This window comes from Nodosilinea sp. E11 (genome assembly GCF_032813545.1).
Classification (GTDB): Bacteria; Cyanobacteriota; Cyanobacteriia; order Phormidesmidales; family Phormidesmidaceae; genus Nodosilinea.
This window is the reverse complement of the sequence record NZ_CP136520.1, coordinates 3,747,011-3,766,931: the sequence shown is the minus strand read 5'-3', so window position 1 is coordinate 3,766,931 and position 19,921 is coordinate 3,747,011. Positions and strand designations below refer to the sequence as shown.

At 59.4% G+C, this 19,921-nt stretch carries 18 protein-coding genes; 10 read left to right on the top strand and 8 right to left on the bottom strand.

Translation table 11 applies throughout. The annotated features are described in order from the left end of the window. Positions 1-15: 15 nt before the first annotated feature. On the top strand, positions 16-144 hold the full coding sequence (locus RRF56_RS18880) for a hypothetical protein (protein ID WP_317034708.1): 129 nt from the start codon (positions 16-18) through the stop codon (positions 142-144). Here the strand turns inward: RRF56_RS18880 and RRF56_RS18875 are convergent. The 4 genes from RRF56_RS18875 to RRF56_RS18860 form a co-directional block, all read right to left on the bottom strand. Then, complete coding sequence (locus RRF56_RS18875) at positions 133-2,607, bottom strand: penicillin-binding protein 1A (protein ID WP_317034707.1); 2,475 nt, start codon at positions 2,605-2,607, stop codon at positions 133-135. The two genes, RRF56_RS18880 and RRF56_RS18875, sit on opposite strands and share 12 nt — an antisense overlap. Positions 2,608-2,691: 84 nt before the next feature. After that, positions 2,692-3,744: a chlorophyll synthase ChlG gene (chlG, locus tag RRF56_RS18870; protein ID WP_317034706.1), complete on the bottom strand. Its 1,053-nt coding sequence runs from the start codon at positions 3,742-3,744 to the stop codon at positions 2,692-2,694. A gap of 172 nt (positions 3,745-3,916) precedes the next feature. Continuing rightward, entirely contained in the window at positions 3,917-5,017 is a 1,101-nt protein-coding gene (locus RRF56_RS18865) for an ArsA family ATPase (RefSeq protein ID WP_317034705.1), read from the bottom strand. 345 nt (positions 5,018-5,362) lie between these two features. Further along, positions 5,363-5,563: a DUF2862 domain-containing protein gene (locus tag RRF56_RS18860; RefSeq protein ID WP_317034704.1), complete on the bottom strand. Its 201-nt coding sequence runs from the start codon at positions 5,561-5,563 to the stop codon at positions 5,363-5,365. Between the two features lie 144 nt (positions 5,564-5,707). Between RRF56_RS18860 and hisF the strand changes: the two genes are divergently transcribed. Together hisF and RRF56_RS18850 are read left to right on the top strand one after the other, a co-directional pair. Further along, on the top strand, positions 5,708-6,478 hold the full coding sequence (gene hisF, locus RRF56_RS18855; protein WP_317034703.1) for an imidazole glycerol phosphate synthase subunit HisF: 771 nt from the start codon (positions 5,708-5,710) through the stop codon (positions 6,476-6,478). A gap of 146 nt (positions 6,479-6,624) precedes the next feature. Continuing rightward, on the top strand, positions 6,625-6,924 hold the full coding sequence (locus tag RRF56_RS18850) for a hypothetical protein (protein WP_317034702.1): 300 nt from the start codon (positions 6,625-6,627) through the stop codon (positions 6,922-6,924). Between the two features lie 215 nt (positions 6,925-7,139). Here RRF56_RS18850 and RRF56_RS18845 read toward each other — a convergent pair whose 3' ends face one another. Next, positions 7,140-7,943, bottom strand: a complete 804-nt coding sequence (locus tag RRF56_RS18845; protein ID WP_317034701.1) for a peptidoglycan-binding domain-containing protein — start codon at positions 7,941-7,943, stop codon at positions 7,140-7,142. A 143-nt stretch (positions 7,944-8,086) separates the two neighbouring features. On the opposite strand from RRF56_RS18845, the gene RRF56_RS18840 reads away from it, so the two are divergent. The 5 genes from RRF56_RS18840 (at position 8,087) to RRF56_RS18820 (ending at position 14,737) form a co-directional block, all read left to right on the top strand. Then, positions 8,087-8,887, top strand: a complete 801-nt coding sequence (locus RRF56_RS18840) for a hypothetical protein (protein ID WP_317034700.1) — start codon at positions 8,087-8,089, stop codon at positions 8,885-8,887. Positions 8,888-9,047: 160 nt separating this feature from the next. Further along, positions 9,048-11,588 (top strand): HDIG domain-containing metalloprotein, encoded by a 2,541-nt coding sequence (locus tag RRF56_RS18835; RefSeq protein ID WP_317034699.1) that lies wholly within the window; start codon positions 9,048-9,050, stop codon positions 11,586-11,588. A 282-nt stretch (positions 11,589-11,870) separates the two neighbouring features. Beyond that, positions 11,871-12,833 carry an ABC transporter permease gene (locus RRF56_RS18830; protein ID WP_410510640.1) on the top strand — a complete coding sequence of 321 codons (963 nt, stop codon included), beginning with the start codon at positions 11,871-11,873 and terminating at the stop codon, positions 12,831-12,833. Beyond that, positions 12,823-13,752 carry an ABC transporter permease gene (locus RRF56_RS18825; RefSeq protein WP_317034697.1) on the top strand — a complete coding sequence of 310 codons (930 nt, stop codon included), beginning with the start codon at positions 12,823-12,825 and terminating at the stop codon, positions 13,750-13,752. The genes RRF56_RS18830 and RRF56_RS18825 overlap by 11 nt, the downstream gene beginning before the upstream one ends. Positions 13,753-13,927: 175 nt before the next feature. Beyond that, positions 13,928-14,737, top strand: a complete 810-nt coding sequence (locus RRF56_RS18820; protein WP_317034696.1) for a polysaccharide deacetylase family protein — start codon at positions 13,928-13,930, stop codon at positions 14,735-14,737. Here the strand turns inward: RRF56_RS18820 and RRF56_RS18815 are convergent. Further along, the gene (locus tag RRF56_RS18815) at positions 14,658-15,491 is read right to left on the bottom strand and encodes a Cof-type HAD-IIB family hydrolase (protein WP_317034695.1); all 834 of its coding nucleotides are present in this window, start codon (positions 15,489-15,491) and stop codon (positions 14,658-14,660) included. The genes RRF56_RS18820 and RRF56_RS18815 overlap by 80 nt on opposite strands. Before the next feature lie 43 nt (positions 15,492-15,534). Beyond that, positions 15,535-15,942: a hypothetical protein gene (locus RRF56_RS18810; protein ID WP_317034694.1), complete on the bottom strand. Its 408-nt coding sequence runs from the start codon at positions 15,940-15,942 to the stop codon at positions 15,535-15,537. A gap of 347 nt (positions 15,943-16,289) precedes the next feature. Here RRF56_RS18810 and RRF56_RS18805 point away from each other — a divergent pair, with 347 nt between their 5' ends. Then, positions 16,290-16,865: a peptidoglycan DD-metalloendopeptidase family protein gene (locus RRF56_RS18805; RefSeq protein ID WP_317034693.1), complete on the top strand. Its 576-nt coding sequence runs from the start codon at positions 16,290-16,292 to the stop codon at positions 16,863-16,865. 75 nt (positions 16,866-16,940) lie between these two features. Here RRF56_RS18805 and RRF56_RS18800 read toward each other — a convergent pair whose 3' ends face one another. Then, a complete protein-coding gene (locus tag RRF56_RS18800) occupies positions 16,941-17,996 on the bottom strand; it encodes an MBL fold metallo-hydrolase (protein ID WP_317034692.1) in 1,056 nt (351 codons plus the stop codon). Positions 17,997-18,204: 208 nt separating this feature from the next. Here RRF56_RS18800 and RRF56_RS18795 point away from each other — a divergent pair, with 208 nt between their 5' ends. Next, on the top strand, positions 18,205-19,581 hold the full coding sequence (locus tag RRF56_RS18795; RefSeq protein WP_317034691.1) for a sensor histidine kinase: 1,377 nt from the start codon (positions 18,205-18,207) through the stop codon (positions 19,579-19,581). Positions 19,582-19,921: the final 340 nt, after the last annotated feature.

Here is a 19,921-nt window from a genome sequence, read left to right as displayed (position 1 = left end):
AGACTCCAAAATCAGTTGTTTTTAACATCCTACGACGACGCGTCAGCCCTGGGGATCATCCCCAGGGCTGACCTGATGCGATCGCCCAATACCGCCAACTCAGCCCTGCCGCCCAAGCCTCTATCTGAAGGTCTAATCGCCTGAAGACAACGGCGGCGGTGCTTCTAAGGGCGGTGGGGGAGCCACGATGGGCGGCGGTGCCGGGGCAGGCGGCGCTGGGGCCGGTGGGGCCGGGGCGGGTGGAGCTGGAGCCACAGGGGCCGGAGCGACAGGGGCCGGAGCCGCAGGGGCGGCAGGTCGAGGAGCTGGGGCTGCCGCTGGAGGTTCGTTGGTACTGGTCGGCGCTTCAGGGGCCGCCGATTCTGTTGCACCACCGCTACTAGACCCCCTACCTCGGCCGCTACCACCACTAGATTCTGTAGCTCTGCCACCATCGGCAGCGTCAGAGTCTGATGCGGCTGTGGTGGTCTGGCGGCTGCCACCACCGGAGCTAGAGGACGCCTCCGAGGAGCGAGAAGGGCCAGAATCGGCTACGACCCGCCCCGGCTTCACTGGGCTGAGGGTAATAGTGCCCTCGCGCCCGCCCAAACGGGGCAAAGTCGGAAATGGCTCTGACGGAATGTCGTCGGTGAGCTGCGCCATAAAGCTGCGCCAAACCGATGCCGCCATGCTGCTAGCTCCCCGGGTGGGGGTATTGTCATCGTTGCCCATCCACACCCCGGTGGCCAGCTGAGGAATATAGCCCACAAACCAGAGGTCCCGGTATTCTTCTGACGTGCCTGTCTTACCGGCCACAGGACGCCCTATGTAGGCATTGCTGCCGGTACCGCCCTCAACCACTCCACGCAGCATCCAGGTCATAATCGCGGCGCTATCGGCATCGATCGCCTGGACCGACTCGTTAGGCCGCTCATAGATAACCTCGCCATTACGGTCTATTACCCGGCGAATGCCGTGGGCCTCGCGGTGAATACCCTTATTGGCCAAGGTACCGTAGGCACTCGTCAACTCTAGAAGATTGACCTCAGAGGTACCCAGCGCCAGGGAATAGGCGGGCAATAGGGAAGATTTAATTCCCATGCGCTCGGCTAGCTGCACGACAGGGTCAAAGCCGGTATCAACCAGCAGCTTCACCGCCACAATGTTGACTGAGTTACGCAGCGCTTTGAGCAAATCCATACTGCCGCTGTACGTTTCGCCGTAGTTTTTGGGCTCATAGCCATCAACGACGTAGCGGGCATCCACGTAGTCTTTGTAGGGTGACATACCCCCGGCAATAGCGGCAGCGTAAACAAAGGTCTTAAACGTTGATCCGGGTTGCCGCTGGGCCTGGGTAACGCGGTTGAATTGGTTTTCGCTGGTAAAGTCGGTACCGCCCACCATCGCTTTAATTTCGCCGTTGCGAGGGTCTACAGCGACTAGCGCCACCTGTCCTATTCGCTGCCAGCCGCTGTAGCGCTCGGCTGCATCTCTAACGGTTTCTTCAGCCCGGCGTTGCCAAACCACATTGAGCGTAGTTTCGACCGTTAGCCCGCCTGCCTCTAGCTGTTCAGGGGGTAGCAGAGTCTCTAGCTGCTTCTGAATATGAATCGTGAAGTAGGGAAACTCACTGTACAAAAACTTCGGCTGGTTAGTGGCGATCGCAACATCGGCATTGATTGCCTCTTCAGCCTCTACTCCGGTAATCGACTGACTGGCCAGCATGCGGCGAATTACCCGGTTTCGCTGACTGCGCGCCGCCTCGACATTTACCGATGGCGAGTACAGGCTAGGAGCAGGAGCCATCCCGGCGATCATCGCCGATTCGGCTACAGTCAGCTGATCGATGGTTTTGCCAAAGTAGATCCAGGCCGCATCGGCCACTCCGTAGGCCCCTGACCCCAGGTAGACCAGGTTGAGGTAACGCTCAATAATCTGCTCTTTGGTTAAGCTTTCTTCTAGCTTGAGGGCCATCATGGCCTCTTTGACCTTGCGCTGAATACTGCGCTCTTGGTCGAGAAACACAATGCGGGCAAGCTGCTGGGTAATAGTACTCGCCCCTTCGACCACGTCGCGGCTCTGCACGTTGGCCCACACCGCCCGAGCAATGCCCCGATAGTCAATGCCGTTGTGCTCGTAGAACCGCCGGTCTTCTGAAGCAATAAAAGCCTCGACTAAGTGCTCTGGGATAGCGTCGTAGGTGATAGTCTCACGGGTAGCTGGGCCTAGCTTTTGCAAAATTACACCGTCGGCTGACACCATGGTGACGGTGCCATCTCGCTGGTAGATCAAAGCCGTGGTAGGGTCGGGCAGGCTATCGTTGGTGACTTGCAAAACCCGATAGACGCGGGTGCCCCCACCGGCAATACCCGCCCCGGCTAGCACAATCACCCAAAATAAGGGGCGCAAAAACAGCGGCCTGTAGCGACGCGGCGTTGAGCTTTCCTCATCCTGGGTAGACAGGGGCGCTGGCTCTGAGGAGTCAGTTTTTGAGCGGCGCGGCCCTAGTTTACGGGGAGTAGTTGCCCTAGACGCATTTACTGGAGTAGCCCCAGCCGATCGACGCCCTGAGGAACGGGACGACTTCCCCTGCGGGAACGACAGCCAGCTTAACCAAGATCGAGCCATAGCACCGTTGCCCTCTATATCCTCTGTGAACTGTATGGGGTTTCGACCATTTCTTCAAGGGTACAGTCGGGGGATCAGGCTGTGCTAAAGGGCGCTATGCCCCAGAGCAAGGCCGGTTACCAACATTCCTAACACCAAAAAGGGCTGAGCACTCGCCTGGTATTTAACATCGTTCTCCAGGGGGTTGCGGAGAAAGTACATATCTTGGAAGGTGATCTGGGGAATGATCAGCAGTACCAGCAGCACGGCGTAGAGATTTTGGTGAATCGTCATCAGGTAAGCCGCGACGCCCCCTTGAAAAATATCGATCGCCAGCACGCAGATCCAGGCGGCCGTGGTGACGCCAAACATCACCGGCAGCGACTTGAGGCCCATTTGGCGATCGCCCTCGACGCTTTTAAAGTCGTTGACTACCGCAATGCCTAGCCCTGCCAAGCTGTAGAACAGGGTGAGCACCACAATCTGCCAGGTGAGGGTGCCAAACAGGGCATGGCCCGCCCACCAGGGTAGGGCGATGTAGCTGGCCCCCAAGGCGTAGTTACCCAGCCAGCCATTTTGCTTGAGCTTGAGCGGTGGAGCCGAGTAGATGTAGGACACCAGCGACCCGCCCAGCGCCAGGGCCGTGATCGTGGGAAAGCTATGACCTGCCCAGCGATCGAGGCTATAGGCGACGGCAATGCCCCCCACCAGCAGCACCAAAATTTGCGTCACTACCTGGGGAATTGAAATTACCCCGGAGGGAATGGGCCGGTAGGGCTCGTTAATGGCGTCGATGTCACGATCGTAGAAGTCGTTGAGGGTTTGGGTGTAGCCGGTCAGCAGCGGCCCCGAGAGCAACATGCAAGCAGCAGAAATTAGCACGTACTCTAGATTCCAACGGTAGTTACCCGAGGAGGCGGCCCCGCAGACCACACCCCAAATTAGAGGAATCCAGGTGATCGGCTTCATCAACTGGAGACGAATCTTCCAGATCGAGGTTTCGCCAGCCTTGGCTCCTTTCATGCCCAGCAACTGCCGGGCGGCATCGCCCTGACGGGCAGCCACGACCTCGGGGGCTGGGGCTGGGGCGACCTCGGATTGGTCTAGGCCTTGGTCTAGATCGTCGTTAACCGGGGTAGAGGACGGGGGTTCAACCATGGTGACGTGAAACTGCTACAGGTCAAAAAACTATGGGATCAGCGCCATACCTTCCCACGGTGCCACATTTTCTGGTTTAGGATCAAACCTCTGACAGGGGCAAAGCCGCTTTTTTGGCAAATTAATGACATAAACCCCTGGATAAACACCCCGAGAGTACGGTGCGATCGCCCTAACTAAACGAAATCACCAGGTGCTGATCTTGAAACTTGGCTCCGGCCACAGCTTTGCCCTGAAGAGCTTGAGGTAGCAGCAAGTTACGCCGCTGATCGCCCGCCTCAATGGTGACTTCGGGGCCATACTGGGTGAGTTTGACCTGGGTTTTGTCAAAACTGGGCAAGAACAAGCGCACCGACTTAGCCGCTACATCCACACTGACGGGACGGGGAGCCGCCGCCGCCCACTGAGCCGGGTCAGGCAGGGCTTCGATCGCCGCATCCCACCCCTGGTCAGTTACTGACGGCAGGGGCACCTGGGGCAGCGGCGCAAAACTATGTACCTGTTCGGTGTCGAGTACGCCGTGGTTGACTAACACTCCGCCCACGGTCAGACCAATCTGCTGGGCGCTACCCCACAGGTAGCGGGCGGTGGCGACCGCTCCAGCGGTGGGGGTGGTGACCAAGAAAGCCGCAACTCGGTTGGGGTTGGTCACCGCCTGACGACCCTCTTCAAGCTGCGATCGCACCTGCCCGGTGGGCTGATCTAGCACATCTCCCGACCAATCGACGGCCAGCACGGCTGAGGCCATGGGCTGCAAAAACGGCGACAGTCCCCGCCCTACGTCAGACTGCTGAAACACGCCGCGAAACCGCCGCAGATACCAGTCGAGAATTTCGGGCATGCCCAGCATGCGCAGGGTCGCTAGGGCATCGGTACCGTCGTAGATAATCACGTCGTAGCGATCGCTGCCGTCAAACTGGCGCAGGGCATTCAGGGTGAGGGCACTATCCATACCTGGCATGACCCCTAGCTCTTGGCCGTAGACCGCCTTGAGAAAGGGCGTGCGCAGATACTGAGCTTCTAAGGTTTTCACCTCGTCCCAGCTTTGCTCTAGCAGCTTGGCCGACTGAAGCTGCATAACCCACAGGTTATTGTCTAGCTCAGTGGGTTCAGGCCCCAAGGGTTGCCCTAGCAACAGCCCCGGTGCTGGAGTTACATCTTGGATCAGCAGCAGCACCCGCTGGCCTGCCCGCGCCCGCTGCTTAGCCGCCGTTATGGCAACAGTCGTGCTGCCGCAGCCGCCTTTACCCAGGTAGGTCAGAATTAATGCCATAGAAAAATTGAGCCTCGCGTTCGGTCAGGTGCTCACGGTGAGGATGGATTTAGAGACAACTCTTCCACCTCTTCTCACCATAAAACTCTTTAATTCTTACGACTAAGCGCCCGCTGAGCATCCCCCCTTAGCCAGGAGATGGGATTTTGAGGCTTAGAGATAGCCTAATTTGGGAGTTTGCCTGGACACTTTGGCTCAGAAATAAGCTACTGGAAATAGCTGCCATAGGCCTGCCGAGCGTTCACCATGCCAATCCCTAAACTAGAGATTACTTATTGATGAAATCGCATAGACGACGCAGGGCAGGTTCTAGCACGGTAGAAGTGGCCTCAGCCATGACGCTCGCTACTGAATAGCAGACAGCTCATCCTCAAAAAACCAGGTGGAATAGCGATCCTCAAAATCGACCACAACTCCTACACCGCTGCCGTCTACCATTTTAAACTGGCTGATCACACCACGCTTACCGAGGTAAGCTGCTACATCCTTCGAAACCCGATCGCGTAACCGGGTGACCTTTACTTTCTGGCCAATCTCTAAACCCATGTTTACTGAGGGCTCCAACTGCATGTCCAACATAAAACCAAGACACAGTGTATCAGCGTCTTGGCCTCTGTTGATCGTCATAATCCTCTATTGTGAAACCTGGAGATGGTGAAACCTGGGGATGGGTTAAAGGAACAGCGAGACATGCTAGCAAAACGGATTGTGCCCTGCCTAGATGTGAAAGCGGGGCGGGTTGTGAAAGGGGTTAATTTCGTTGACCTGCGCGATGCCGGTGACCCAGTGGAGCTGGCCCAGGCCTACAACCAGGCGGGGGCCGACGAACTGGTGTTTCTCGATATCACAGCCACCCACGAAGATCGTGACATTATCTACGACGTGGTCTACCGCACTGCGGAGCAGGTGTTTATTCCGCTAACGGTGGGTGGAGGGGTGCAATCCTTAGACACGATTAAAAAATTGTTACGTGCGGGGGCCGACAAGGTCAGTATTAACTCGGCAGCGGTCAAACAACCCACGCTGATCAAAGCGGCCAGCGATCGCTTTGGGGCGCAGTGCATTGTGGTGGCAATAGACGCCCGCCGCCGCCCCGACCCCCACCATCCCGGCTGGGATGTCTATGTCCGGGGAGGGCGCGAGAATACGGGCCTGGATGCCCTAGAGTGGGCCGAAACGGTGGTCAACCATGGGGCTGGCGAACTGCTAGTCACCAGTATGGATGCCGACGGCACCCAGGCGGGCTACGACCTTGAACTGACCCGCGCGATCGCCGATCGGGTGCCGGTGCCGGTCATTGCTTCGGGCGGGGCGGGCAACTGCGATCACATTCACCAGGCCCTGACCGAGGGTAAAGCAGAGGCAGCCCTGCTGGCCTCGCTGCTGCACTACGGCCAGCTCACGGTGCAACAGGTGAAGGAGCATTTGCGCGATCGCGCGGTGCCTGTCCGCCTTGCATAGCTCAGGGCAATTAGCAATCTAAACAGGGAGCAAATCCGAAAACATTCTGTGGAATCGTGTCAGCTTTATGAATGCCTGTTACGATGTGTAACATATGGAGTCAGTAGATTAATTCTGACGGTTCACATCGTTACAAACCCGTTTTCATGCTGTTGCTTATCCTGACGATTGTTATAGCTCTGGTGGCCTGGGCGCTCCGGCTGATGGAGCAGGCCGTCAAAGGTCAGGAGTTTTCCCTGATGCTAGCGGGCTTTTTGGTGGCTTCTTCTGCCGCAGCCCTGATGGGCGTTTACTTTCTCATGGGCAACTACATGCTCTATATGGATCAAGCTGCCCAGCAGATGTCGACCCTAGAAGCGATGGACATGCCCTATTCCACCTATGCCAGCGCTACTGTGCCTAACTCAGCCAATTGGTCAGACACTTGGCTCATCCAGGCTGAGTAATCTCTACGGCCTGCATGAAAACGCCTAACTTAGAGAGCTTAAAGAGTCTTTAGAAACACTTGTCTAGCCGCCGGGAGCGATCGCTCCCGGCGGTGTTTTAATGCGGCAACCGCTTAGGCGACTTCTGGAAAACTTTCTCCCTCGTGGTGGGCAATGCCCACTACGGTGGCTACAGTTGCCGAGTAAAGCGGGGATCTTCTTTTCTGGCAATCTTCTTAGTTCAGTACCCGCCAGGTGGCAGGGCCAACGATGCCGTCTACAGTAAGGTTGTTGGCGGTTTGGACTTGGCGCACGGCAGCTTCGGTTTGGCTACCAAAAATACCGTCAATGGTGCCGTTGTAAAACCCCTTGGTGCGCAGGCGCTGCTGCAACTGGCGCACGGCATCGCCCTCCATACCCGGACGGAGTATGGGCAGTGCCGCCGTAGAACCCGCGCTAGCGGGGGGATTGCTGGCCGCCGGAGGAGGAGTGCTGGCCGGAGGGGTAGTACTAGCGGGAGGAGTAGTGCTGGCAGGAGGAGTACTGGCAGGGGGAGTGCTAGCTGCCGGAGGAGTGCTAGCCGCCGGACTGCTGCCACTGGTCGGGGGGGTAGCCGTGGGTGGGTTTGCCTCCCCCGGGGGCGTGGGAAAGAGGCGGCTCCAGGTGGCGGGGCCAACAATGCCATCGGCGGTAATGCCAGCCGCGCCCTGAAAACGACGGGCAGCGGTGGCGGTGTCTTCGGTGTAGACTCCGGTGACCGGGCCAGGATAGTGCCCCAGCAAGATCAGCATCGATTGCAGCTCACGCACTGACTCACCCTGGCTACCCAGCTGTAGGGTAGGCCTGACAATGCGCCCACCGCTAACTGTGGGAGAAGCGATTTGGCCGGCGGCGGGAGCCGCTTCAGGGGCATTGTTTTGGGCGAGGGCCGGAAGAGCCAACCCGCTACCGCCTAAGGCGATCGCTACGGTTACTCCCCAAAGGCTGGAACCCAGCCAACCGGGAACGGTGCGGTTGATCGAGGGGGAGAGGCAAACCATAAACTTTGCTCCAGGCAGAGGTAACGCTCATCGGCAGGGGTTAGACAGCAAGCATTATAGAATTGCTGCCCACAAATGAGCACAGACCTCTATAAAGATAGTGTGACTCATCAACCGTGTGGCCCATTAACACTAGTGCCAGAATGACACCCATTTTGCTCGACCAGTCTGCGGCCCTCTGCGATCGCCTAGCGGCCACCCTAGAGGCCATTGTGATCAGCGATCGCTGGGTTGCACACCACCGGGGGTGCGATCGGCCCTCACGTTGGCAGCAGGGATTGATGCAGACAGCACAGGCCTGCGCTACTGGCGAGCCGCTCACTGCCCAGGTATGGCAGCCTCACTTCCATCGCCTAGGGGAACCAGCGGCGGTGTTGATTAACGCCCTCCCCTACCTGTGGCTCAAGGCCGATGCCCACAGCCACCACCGAGCTACCGTAGAGGGCTGGCTCACCGACCTCCAGTTGCCCCCCGCAGAAGCCAAGGCTTGCAAAGACCTGTTTTTGCTCCTATGTGGGGAGATGCGGCACGCCACCCCTGGCCGTCACCGGTCGCCTGTGGCCCCCGCCTTTAACTGGCGGTTTTCTGGAGAGCCTGAGCCCGAGCTAGGACAGGCCCTCGCTCTTGTGGCCCAAAGCCAGGGGCAGATGGCGGTAGCCCTAAAGGTTGCCGCCCAGCGGGGCTGGGGCTCAGCCACCATTGCCCTCGTGGGTCTGCTGGTGGGGTTGACGGGCGGACGGGCCAGTCTGGGAGCTAAGCTGCGCCAGCGCTGGCTGATCGACTATTCTGATCCTAACGCCGGTACCCCTGACGCCGATCCTTGGCATCTGTTAGACGCTCATCACCTAGAGGCGATCGCCACAGAGCTTCACCACCGCTGGGCAGGGTTAGGGGCTTACTCAACCCTGCCAGAGCCTGCCTTTCCTTTGGGGATAAGGGTTTGAACCTAGGGTCAGGGCGTTGAGCAGAACCGCCACCTATAATAGGCTTCAGAGAGGTCCCAGTTGGGCTGGTCGCCCTGGTGTGTTCGGGGAATAGGGCACTCTCCCACCCTTCTCTCCGAGGTTCCCCGCCTCTGCCCCACCTCTCTAGCCGTCTTAATCTATGAAGGCAATCCAGGAACTTGTGGCTGTGGTTGAGCGCTGGTGGGTCTTAGAACAGCGAGCTTTGAAGCCGCTTGCCCCCCGTCCGACCCTCAGCCCGCCAGCGTCATCTTCCCCCAGTGCGGAGCCATCCCAGCAGGATGCCGTTGTCGTTACCTCCTCTAGTTTGCGACGGACCGGTTCGGGGCGACCGCTGCCCTGTTATCCCCGACGACGGCGCAAAAACATTCGCCACCCTCGGCTGGCCTTTGCCCTGACTGCCCTCAGTCTGACCGCCATCCTGGGCCAAAGATTCTACAATCAGCCGGGTTTACAGGTCGGTAGCATTGCCCCCAACACCATCTTTGCCCCCGGTGATGCTCGGGTAGAAGACAGAGAAACCACCGAGGAGCGCCGTCGGGATGCTCGTAATGGAGCACTAAGGGTGCTACGGGTAGACACCACCACCGATGAGGCGGTACTGCGATCGCTGAATAACCTCATGGCTCAGGTAGGTGACATCCGCCGCCAAGCTGGCAATGTTCCCTTCGTGTCTACGGGTGTTTTATCGACCGAGGTGCAGACCTACCTACGGCAGTCCGACGATGCCACCTGGCTAAAGGTACGCAGCCTCATCGATCCACTGGCCGACGACAACTCAACCCCCGCCATTCGAGGAGAACGCATTGAGCTTGACACCCTACTGCGCAACCAAACCCTCACCCCTGACCAACAGGTAGCTCTGGGCGAACTGTGGGCCTATGGCCAACGCACCAGCAGCCAAGAGTTTGCCCAACTGCTAAATTCGGTAGAGGAAGCCCGCCAAGGCTACCAACAGGCGATGGCTAATTTCACTCTGCTGGCAAGCCAAATTGACGGCGTCTCTGAGACGCCACAACTGTTCGACGTGTCGCTACAAGACTGGACCAACGCTCAAACTAAGATTCGCAGCGCGGCAGAACGCATGCTGGCCCAGGGAATTTCCTCAGGGCTTCCCCCAGAGGTGCTCAACCGCGCGACCCATCTTCAGCTCAAAGACACCCTGCCTCGCGCCATTGAGCCCCTCGCCCGTGAGCTGCTGCTCTCTAGCCTTCAGCCCAACCTCGTAGAAGACAGCGATCGCAGCCGTCTCCAGGCCGATATGGCCGCCGAAGCCGTCAAACCCGTGTATGTGGATGTTCAGCAGGGGGAGTTGATTGTGGCGGCGGGCGAGACGATTACCCAGAGCAAGTTTGTGCTGCTCGACAGCTTTAACCTCAGCCAGCGGCGCTTTAACTACTGGGGGCTGGCCATGTTTGGAGGGCTGGTGGCGGGCAGCCTAGGGGTGTTTCTGCTCATTGAACGCTGGGTACCCCAGCGCCTGAGGCAGCAAGATTACTTTCTGCTGACCGCCATGGTGTTTAGCACCGGCATTATGAAAATGGTGGGGGTAGCGGCCTATGGGTTACCCGCCATTGGCCTGCTGGCGGGCAGCTTCTATGGGCCAGTGCTGGGGGGCACCCTGGTGCTGCTGGTGGCGGTGCTGCTGCCGGTAGGGTCGGCGGTGGGCAGCATTTCGTTTATGGCCGGGGTCTCGGGGGCCTTTGTGTGCAGCCTGATGGCCAGCCGCATGCGATCGCGCGAAGAGCTGGCCCTGCTGGGGGGCGGGGTCGGCCTCACCCAGGGGGTGGTCTACCTATTGCTCACCCTGATTGTCAGCCCAGTTTCGCTGATTTCTGCCTGGTCAGGGATGCTCACCGGGGCCGCCCTCCAGGGGGTCTATGGCGTGATTTCTAGTGTTGCTGCCCTAGGCCTCAGTCCCTACCTAGAGCATCTGTTTGATCTGGTCACCCCGATTCGCCTGGCCGAACTGTCAAACCCCAACCGACCCATGCTCAAGCGGTTGGCCTCGGAGGCACCGGGCACCTTTCAGCACACCGTATTTGTGTCGAGCCTGGCCGAAGCCGCCGCCCGCGCCCTGGGCTGCAATGTAGAGCTGGTGCGGGCGGGCACCCTCTACCACGACATCGGCAAAATGCACGATCCTCAAGGGTTCATTGAAAATCAGATGGGTGGCCCCAATAAGCACGACACCCTCAACGACCCCTGGCTCAGTGCCACCATCATCAAAAAGCATGTCACTGAGGGCATTGTGATGGCCCGCAAATGTCGGTTGCCCAAAGCAGTGCGATCGTTTATCCCTGAGCACCAGGGCACCATGCTGATCAGTTTCTTCTACCACCAGGCCCAGGAGATGGCCAAGGAAGACCCCACCGTCATCGTTAAAGAATCCGATTTCCGCTACGACGGCCCCATTCCCCAATCGCCAGAGACCGGCATTGTCATGCTGGCCGACTCCTGCGAAGCGGCGCTGCGATCGCTCACCGATGCCACCCCCGACGAAGCCCTGGCCATGGTAAACCGTATTCTACGCGCCCGTTGGAAAGACAACCAATTGGTAGAATCAGGCCTCAGCCGCGACCACATGACTCTGATTGCCGAAATCTTTGTGCAGGTATGGCAGCAGTACAACCACAAGCGGATCGCCTACCCGAAGGCGGCACTAGCGCCGAAGGCGGGGTAGGGAAGGGGAGAGTGGGAGGGTGGGAGAGTGGATGGGTGGATGGGTGGATGGGCAGGCTCCGTATCTGTCCTGATGTTGCATAGGGAACTTTGGCTTTGGGAGGATGAGTGGGGGAAGAGATGAGTGGGTAGGTGAAGCGATGGAACGGCGAAAAGGCCAAGCCGAGCAGCAGTGAAGATGCCATCAACTCCCATTCCAATCCCTATTACCCGCCTACCCGCCCACCCGCCTACCCGCCTACCCGCCCACCCATCCACCCATCTACCCATCCACCCCCTGCCAATGCTCGGCTATTTGCTCAAGCGCCTGCTAATCGCCATTCCAACACTACTGGCGATCAGCGCCGTGATTTTTTTTATTCTGGCTCTGGCACCGACCAATCCCCTGGGCGATCTGGCCACCAATCCAGCGATTACGCCGGAGGTGCGGGAGAATATTCGGCGATCGCTCGGTCTCGACCAGCCGATCCCAATTCGCTACTTGAAGTGGACGATCGCATTATTTAGCGGCAACCTGGGCTACTCATTTACCAGTCGGCTGCCGGTGGCCGATTTGATTGCCCAGCGGCTGCCAGTAACCCTGTGGGTAATTGGCGTAGCCTACCTGCTGAGTGTGGCTCTGGCCCTGCCCCTGGGGATAGTGGCGGCCCTGCGCCACAACACCTGGGTTGACCGGGCCATTACCACCGTGGCGTTTATGGGGTTTTCGACGCCGCCGTTTTTTTCGGGGCTGGTGCTGATTATTGTGCTGAGTGTGCGGCTGGGTTGGTTGCCTTTTATCTACGACAACACCCTGGTGGTACAAGATGTGGCCAGCTTTGTCCAGTGGCTGCGGCAGTCGATTATGCCCATTGCCACTCTGGTGCTGTTTCAGACGGCGGTGCTGCTGCGGTTTGTGCGGGCCGCCATGCTCGAAGAAATCCCGCAGAACTATGTGAAAACGGCGCGGGCGAAGGGGCTGGGCCGATGGCGGATTGTCACGCGGCACATGCTGCGCAACGCCCTTATCCCGGTGGTGACCCTGGTAGCGCTAGATATACCCACGATTTTTACCGGGGCGATCGTCACCGAGCAGGTGTTTCGAGTGCCGGGCATTGGGGCGCTGCTGATCGAGGCGATCTACCGGGGCGATACGCCCGTGGTGATGGCGATCGCCTTTATTTATGCCCTTCTAGTGGTGGGCTTTAACCTGGTGGCCGATTTGCTCTACGGGGTGATTGACCCCAGGGTGCGCTATGGCCATTAACTCAGACCTGGTGCCAGAGCCAGTCATAGCGTCAAAGACAGTCGAGCATACCGGCAGCAAGAGCCGGATTTGGGGGCGGCTGTGGGGCGATCGCACCGCCCAACTGGCCCTGGTGGTGCTGGGGGTTTTAATCGCTGCGATCGCCCTCGGCCCCCTGCTCTACCCAGCATCGCCTAGCACCATCGACTTTAGCCGTGCCTTTTTACCACCGGGGGCTGGACAACCCCTCGGGACCAACGATCTCGGCCAAGACCAGTTGGCCCGGCTGTTGATTGGGGGCCGCATTTCTCTGGCAGTGGGGCTGGCGGCGACCCTAGTGGGCATTGGCCTGGGGGTGGGTATTGGCGCGGTAGCCGGGTTCTACGGCGGCTGGGTCGATGGGGTGCTGATGCGTTTAACTGACTTATTTCTGGCGCTGCCCCAGCTACCCCTGGTGCTGCTGGTGGTCTACCTGTTTGGCGACCCGGTGCGCCGTGCCCTGGGGCCAGAACGGGGCATTTTTCTGCTGGTGGTGGCGGTAATTGGCCTGCTCAACTGGATGTCGGTGGCGCGGCTGGTGCGGGCGGGGTTCTTGAGTCTCAAACAGCGCACCTTCGTGCAGGCAGCGGTGGCCCTGGGGGCCAGACCCTGGGGCATTGTCAACCGTCATCTGCTGCCCAACATGCTTGGCCCGGTGATTGTGGCGGCCACCATTGGCGTGGGCAACGCTCTGCTGGCCGAGTCTACCCTGAGTTTCTTGGGCGTGGGCTTTCCGCCCGATGTGCCCACCTGGGGGCGTATGCTCTACGACGCCCAAAACTATATCGAGAATGCCCCCTACCTGGTGCTGGCGCCCGGTCTGGCCATCTTTCTGACGGTGCTATGTATCAATACCCTGGGCGATCGCCTGCGGGATAGTTTGGACCCGACGAGTCGGTGAGTGAGTGGATGGGTGGATGGGTGGATGGGTGGATGGGTGGATAGGTGGATAGGTGGATGGGGCGCACAGCGGTTGGGGCGCACAGCAGTGCGCCCGTACGGTGAGGGGCTAGCGGCGGTAAACTGGTTCTGTTAGCCAGTTCCTATTGGCTCAGCTTGGCTGAGCGATCGCCCCTATGGCTCCTCCCCACCATCAGCTGCTCACCCAGGTTGCCCGGATGTTTCCGGATGCGCTGTTTTATGCGCCGACCCAGGTGCCCCTGGTGTCGCTTACCATTGACGATGTGCCGACACCGGGGGAGCGAGACGATGCCTCGACTCGACTGATTCTCAAAGCGCTCGATACCTACAACCGCACCGCAGAGCATCCGGTACGCGCCACCTTCTTTGTGATCACCGACCACTTCAACCCCGGCAGCACCATTCTGCAAGAGATTCTCGCCAGTGGTCACGAGATTGCCAACCACGGCACCACCGACACCACCCCGGCGATTTTGCAACCGGCCCAGTTTGCCCGCCACTTTCAAGAGGCCCACGATCGCATCACCGACCTCACCCAGCAGCCAATTCGCTGGTATCGTCCAGGGCGGGGCCTCTACAACCGAGCCATGGTCGACCACATTCGCCTCACCCCCGGCTACGAGTCGCTGGTGGCCCTAGCCTCAATGATTCCCTTCGACACCATGCAGCGGCTGAGCACCCCCAACCTCAACACCTGGTACCTGGCTCAGTTTATTTTTCCGGGAGCGATTTTTGTCATGCACGGCGGCTCAATGGCGCGCTGTGTGCAGACGGCCCAGGCCTTGCCCGGCCTGCTCAGGCTGATTGACCGCCAGGGCTACCGGGTGGTGACGCTCTCAGAGCTGTACGACAGTCTGGCCCAAGACGCTACAGATACCCCAGGCCCTAAAGCAGAAACTCCTGCAGCGCCATTGCCACCCCATCGGCCTCTACCCCCGGAGCCACCCAGTCGGCCCCCTGCTTGACCGGCTCTGGGGCATCGCCCATGGCTACACCGATGCCCGCGTAGCGCAGCATTTCGAGGTCGTTGTAGTTGTCGCCGATGGTCATCACCTGGTCGGGCTTGAGGCCCAGCAGGTCTTCGGCCAAAAACCGCACCGCTTCGCCTTTGTTGGCCTTGGGGTGGGTGGCTTCAACAAAGTATTCGACCGATCGCGTCAAATAGAGATCGTCGGTGGGGTAGCGCTGGCCGAGATGGCTCAAAATGTCAGTGAGCAGGTCGATGTTGGTGCTCAGGGTCAGCAGCTTGGTGGTCTCGATCGCGACATTGTTAGCCAGCAGAATCGCTAGATCTCCGGCGGCGATCGGCCGAATGCCCGATCGCTCGGCGTAGGCCTCGGTGTCATCAATGATCGCCCGTACATGGAGCTGGTCATCAATGTAGAGGTGAATCGACAGGTCGTTGTTGGCCTCCATCGGGGCCAGGTAGGCGAGAATTTCGAGCGCTAGCTGCCGGGGTAGGGGGGTGTGGCGGTGCAGTTTTTGGGTGTTGGGATCTTTGATGAAGGCCCCCTGATAGGCCATCAGCGGCAGGGTCGAGCCGACGATTTGGTAAAACCGCAGGGCCGATTGGTACATGCGCCCCGTGGCGATCGCCACGGCAACCCCCCGCTGCTGCACCGCCCGAATTGCTTCCAGCACGGGTGCATTAATTTGGTTAGACACGCCGGCTAGGGTGCCGTCGATATCGAGCACAAGCAGTCGAATGTCGGCAGTCATATCATGAGTCTGTAGAGGGGTTCGCGGGCCTTGGCGGGCAGGCTTAAGATTTTAGCAGCTGGTCTAAAATCGACCGGGCGGGCTGCGCTCGCTCTAGGGCACCCTGGTAGTCACCGTAGAGTTTGAGCAGCTTAGACAGGCCGCTAATGCCGCCGCGGAGTTCTTCTAAATCATCGCCCGAGAGCAGTTCGCCATCGAGCAGGCGCAAGATTAGGGGTTTGATATCGCCGACATCTTGGCGGGCTTTTTGCAGCTTTTCTACGGTGCTCAGCAGGGTTTTGAGATCTTTGAAGAGGTCATCGATCTGGTCGGGGTCTACAGCATCAGAGGCGATCGCGTCATCGTCTACCCCTGGGGCCTCCATCGCCACAGTCGCTGCTGCCAGATCGGCCTCCGCACCGCCTGGAGCTGCGGCTTCTGCCGCAGTGCTATTGGTCTTCGCCTGTGCCATTGCTCTATCTCCCTAAAAACCTAAACCCGCTGAGGCATGCCCCAAACTCAGTTCAATTGTACTGTCGCACTATTCAGTCTGGTTGTCTGAGTTGTACCACGCTCTTTCCTGGGGCGATCAACGAGTTGAATTCAGCTACCTAGCTTGAGGCCGCAGGTAAGGCGATCGCCCCCTCTATTCAAACATCCAGACTGCTTCCTGCCCATCGGGCTGGGGCTAATCAGCAGCGCCAGCAATCCTCCGAGGAGCAGAGGCGGTAGGCAACGTTGTGCCGTCGAGTACTGGGGGTGAGTCAGGCCCAAAAGCTGGGCATTCTGAGCAAAATTCTCTCCCGGATGGAGACACCCATGGGCCCAAGAGCGCAAGGCTACTTCAACGCTATCCTCAAAAACTATAGGACTGGCGCGTTAACCATCATTACCACGCTCTTAGTCCTCGTGAGTGTCAACTTTCACAGCAAGGCCCATGCCACCATTCGGTGGAAAATGCCCTGGCCAGCTGGCTTTACCCCCCAACTCACCCAAGGGGTGCATCAAGACGGTCTAGTTGGCGGCCTGTTGGCGTTTGACCTTTCGCTGCCCGCTGGCACACCAGTGCTGGCCCCCATAGACTCCACTGTGGTGCGCCACTGCATTGCCCAGGGCACCGACAACCATCGTTCTATCTTGCTGCGGACTAGAACTGGGCAGCAATACTCCCTTGGCCACGTCACTACCAGCACCGTGCAGAGAAGCTACCGCCAGGGAGAGCAAATTGGCGTCGTTGCCCCTGAACAGCACGTGGATGATCCTCGGTGCGCCACCTCGACGGGAGCGCACCTGCACTTTGGCTTGCCTCAGGTGCCCACGACCATTGATAACCAAACCCTCACTCGGTTTAGCACCCGGGGTGAGCAACTGACCTCCACCAATCAGCGGCGATAGAGTTGCCGTTGCTGCCAAGCTTCAACTAGTGCTTATCAAGCTGAGGGTGCCAGGCTCAAATCGCTAGGCAGACTCCTAAGCCTCAAACCCAAAATCCCAGACAATCGGCTCCCAGCCGTAGGCCTCGCCTTGGGTGCGCACATGGCCGAGGCCAGGGAAGGGCATGTGGGGCACCAGCAGCCTGCGACGATCGCCCGCGACGGTTTCCAGTAGCTGTTTCCGGGTGGCCACGCCCTGAGTAGGGTCGGTGTCAAAGACTACTTCCCAGTCAGGGTTCTCCAGGTTGAGGGGGTCGCTAAAGAACACATCGCCGGTGGCTAGCAGGCTGTCGTCGCCGGAGGTGATCAGGTAAACGGCCTGGCCAGGGGTGTGGCCTACCGCAGGCACCGACACAATGCCGGGAATGATCTCGTCGCCCAGGGCAAAGCGGGTAGTGCGGCTGGCGATCGCCCCCAACCATTCCTGCGCCACGCCAATCAGGGTGGCTTGAGTGTCCTCATCGACCAAGGTGTTGGGCATGTCTACCGTCGGGGCCGTCCAAAAGTCCCACTCTGGCTCCGAGATGTAGTAGCTGGCATTGGCAAACACCGGGTTGCCGCTGTCGTCGAGAATGCCGCCGATGTGGTCGGGGTGGGCATGGGTGACAATGATCGTGTCAATGGTGTCGGGGGCAATGCCCGCCGCTGCCAGGTTGTTTGCCAAATAGCCGACGGTGGGGCCAAAGGTATTGCCCGCCCCAGTGTCGATCAGCACCCGGTGCTCGTCAGTCTCCAGGTACAGCACATTCAGGTGGACCAAGACATTGTCGGTCGGCAAAAAATTGTCCGCTAGGGCGGCGGCGGCGGCGGCAGGGTCCGCATTAGGCACAAAGAAGCCCACAGGCAGGGTCAGCGTACCGTCGCTCACCACCATGGCTTTGTAGTCGCCCACGGTGAATCGGTAGGCCATGGCATTGGTGGGGGTGGCCCGCTCTAGGGCGGGGGTTTGGGCCAGGGCCTTAGAAGCTGGCAGGTTCAGCCCACCCAGCCCGAGGGAAACGCCGAGGGCCACTGTGGCGACGAGGGCCATCAGTCCCCATCGATTTAAGCCCCACCGCGTTGAACGCTTTGCAGCAGCTAAAAAATTGGGCACGGATCATCTCCTCAGTACAATGTCAGACTTTGATCGGGGAATCGGTCCCGTATTCTCACCTATGGTAAAGCAGGAGGTTGGTTGCCGCAGGCCGTTGGCTTAGGATAAAACCAGCGATCGCCCCCGATCGCCGCCCACCTCGCCACAAGAGGCAGCCAATGCCCCTGCTCACCACCAATCTGCTCAACTAAAAATGCCTTAGATGTCTATGTTTCAGGCGACTCGGCAGCGACTGGCGCTTTGGTATACGGCGGTTACAGCAGTGTTACTGCTGCTGTTCGCCAGTGGGTTTTACCTCTACGTGCGCACCACCTTGGTAGAACGGGTAGATGACACCCTGAACCATGTGGTGGAAATAGTGGAGCGATCGCTGGTGATCGAACCCGATGCCGCTGGGGATCACATCTTCGCCACCGTCAATGCCAATGCCCCCCCGGTGCGGGTGAATGTCGAGGCCAGCTTTCGCGACAACGCCCGCGCTGTCGAAGACGACCACATCGACCTGGAATGGTTTGGCCCCGGTGGGCAACTGCTGTGGTCAACCTTTTCAGAGGTGAACCCGGTACCTCTGCACGTCAACCCGGCGGGCGAAACCGTGCGGGTGGGCGAAGAAACGGTGTTTCGTCAGATCACCGAGCGGGTGCAGGCCGACGGCCAGGTGCTGGGCTACCTGCGGGTTAGCCACCCCTGGTTCGAAGTCACCAAGCCCAGCCGACGACTGATTGTCGATCTGGCCCTGGGCACCAGCCTGATGGTGGCAGCAGTGGCCGCGATCGGCTGGTTGCTGTCGGGGATCGCCATGGCTCCGGTGCGCGACTCCTACCAGCAGCTCAAGCAGTTCACTGCTGACGCCTCCCACGAGCTGCGCAACCCGATCGCGGTGATCCAGACCAATGCCCAGGTGGCGCTGTCAGACCCCAACCCCGACGTAGACATTCAGCAAAAACAGTTTCAGGTGATCGAGCGGCTGACCCGACGGCTGGGGCGACTGGTCGACGATCTGCTGTTTTTGGCTCGCCAGGAGAGCGGGTTGATTGCCCTTACCCCGGCTTCTCTAAGCTTAGAGGGGCTGCTAGAGGAGGTGGTAGAGGAGCAGCAGGTGATGGCCGCCGAGCGGCAGATTAGCCTACGCGTGGAGGCGTCCCATGGGGATTCAGGCAAGCATCGTCCCAGCGGGCAAAAAATCCTGGCGGCACCTCCCACCGCCAGTTCCACAATTTTGGGCGATCCCAGCCAGCTCACCCGGCTGTTTACCAACCTGATCAGCAATGCGGTGCAGTATACCCCCGAGGGCGGCACCGTCACGGTGCAGATCAGGCCTGCGAAGCACCAGGGACAGCCGGGGATCCAGGTAACCGTCAAAGATACGGGTATGGGCATGGATGAGGAGGCGTTGGCCCATGCCTTCGATCGCTTCTACCGGGCTGATCCGTCGCGGCTGCGCAGCGGGGATCAAGGCACAGGGCTAGGGCTGGCGATCGCTAAGGTGATCGTCGACACCCACCGAGGCCACATCCACCTCGACAGCGCCCCCAGGGAGGGAACAACGGTGACTGTGGTGCTGCCCCAGGCGCTTCCCTCTTGAGATGGATGGGCCAGACACTGGGCTGCTCTAACGTAACAGGAGACTAGTTTGGTCACGACTGTGACCAAACATCAACGGAGATTAAGCGCTCCAGCCTGTTTCTCAAAAGAGGGTTAAAATCATTTGAGATTGCAAACATCTAGCAGTTGTGCCCCAACTGAGGCGAATCTTACCGCTTGCCCCCGCTGCTGCTGCAATCCCCACGGTTTTGCTTCCCGGCGTTAAAAGCCGATCACCATGGCCAAGCACCGCCTAGGACCTTGATCCCCGGTTCCCAAGTTTTTTTAAAACCTGATTTCCAGCCACTGCAACGCTCTTTTGAGTCTGCGGCTCGGCTTGT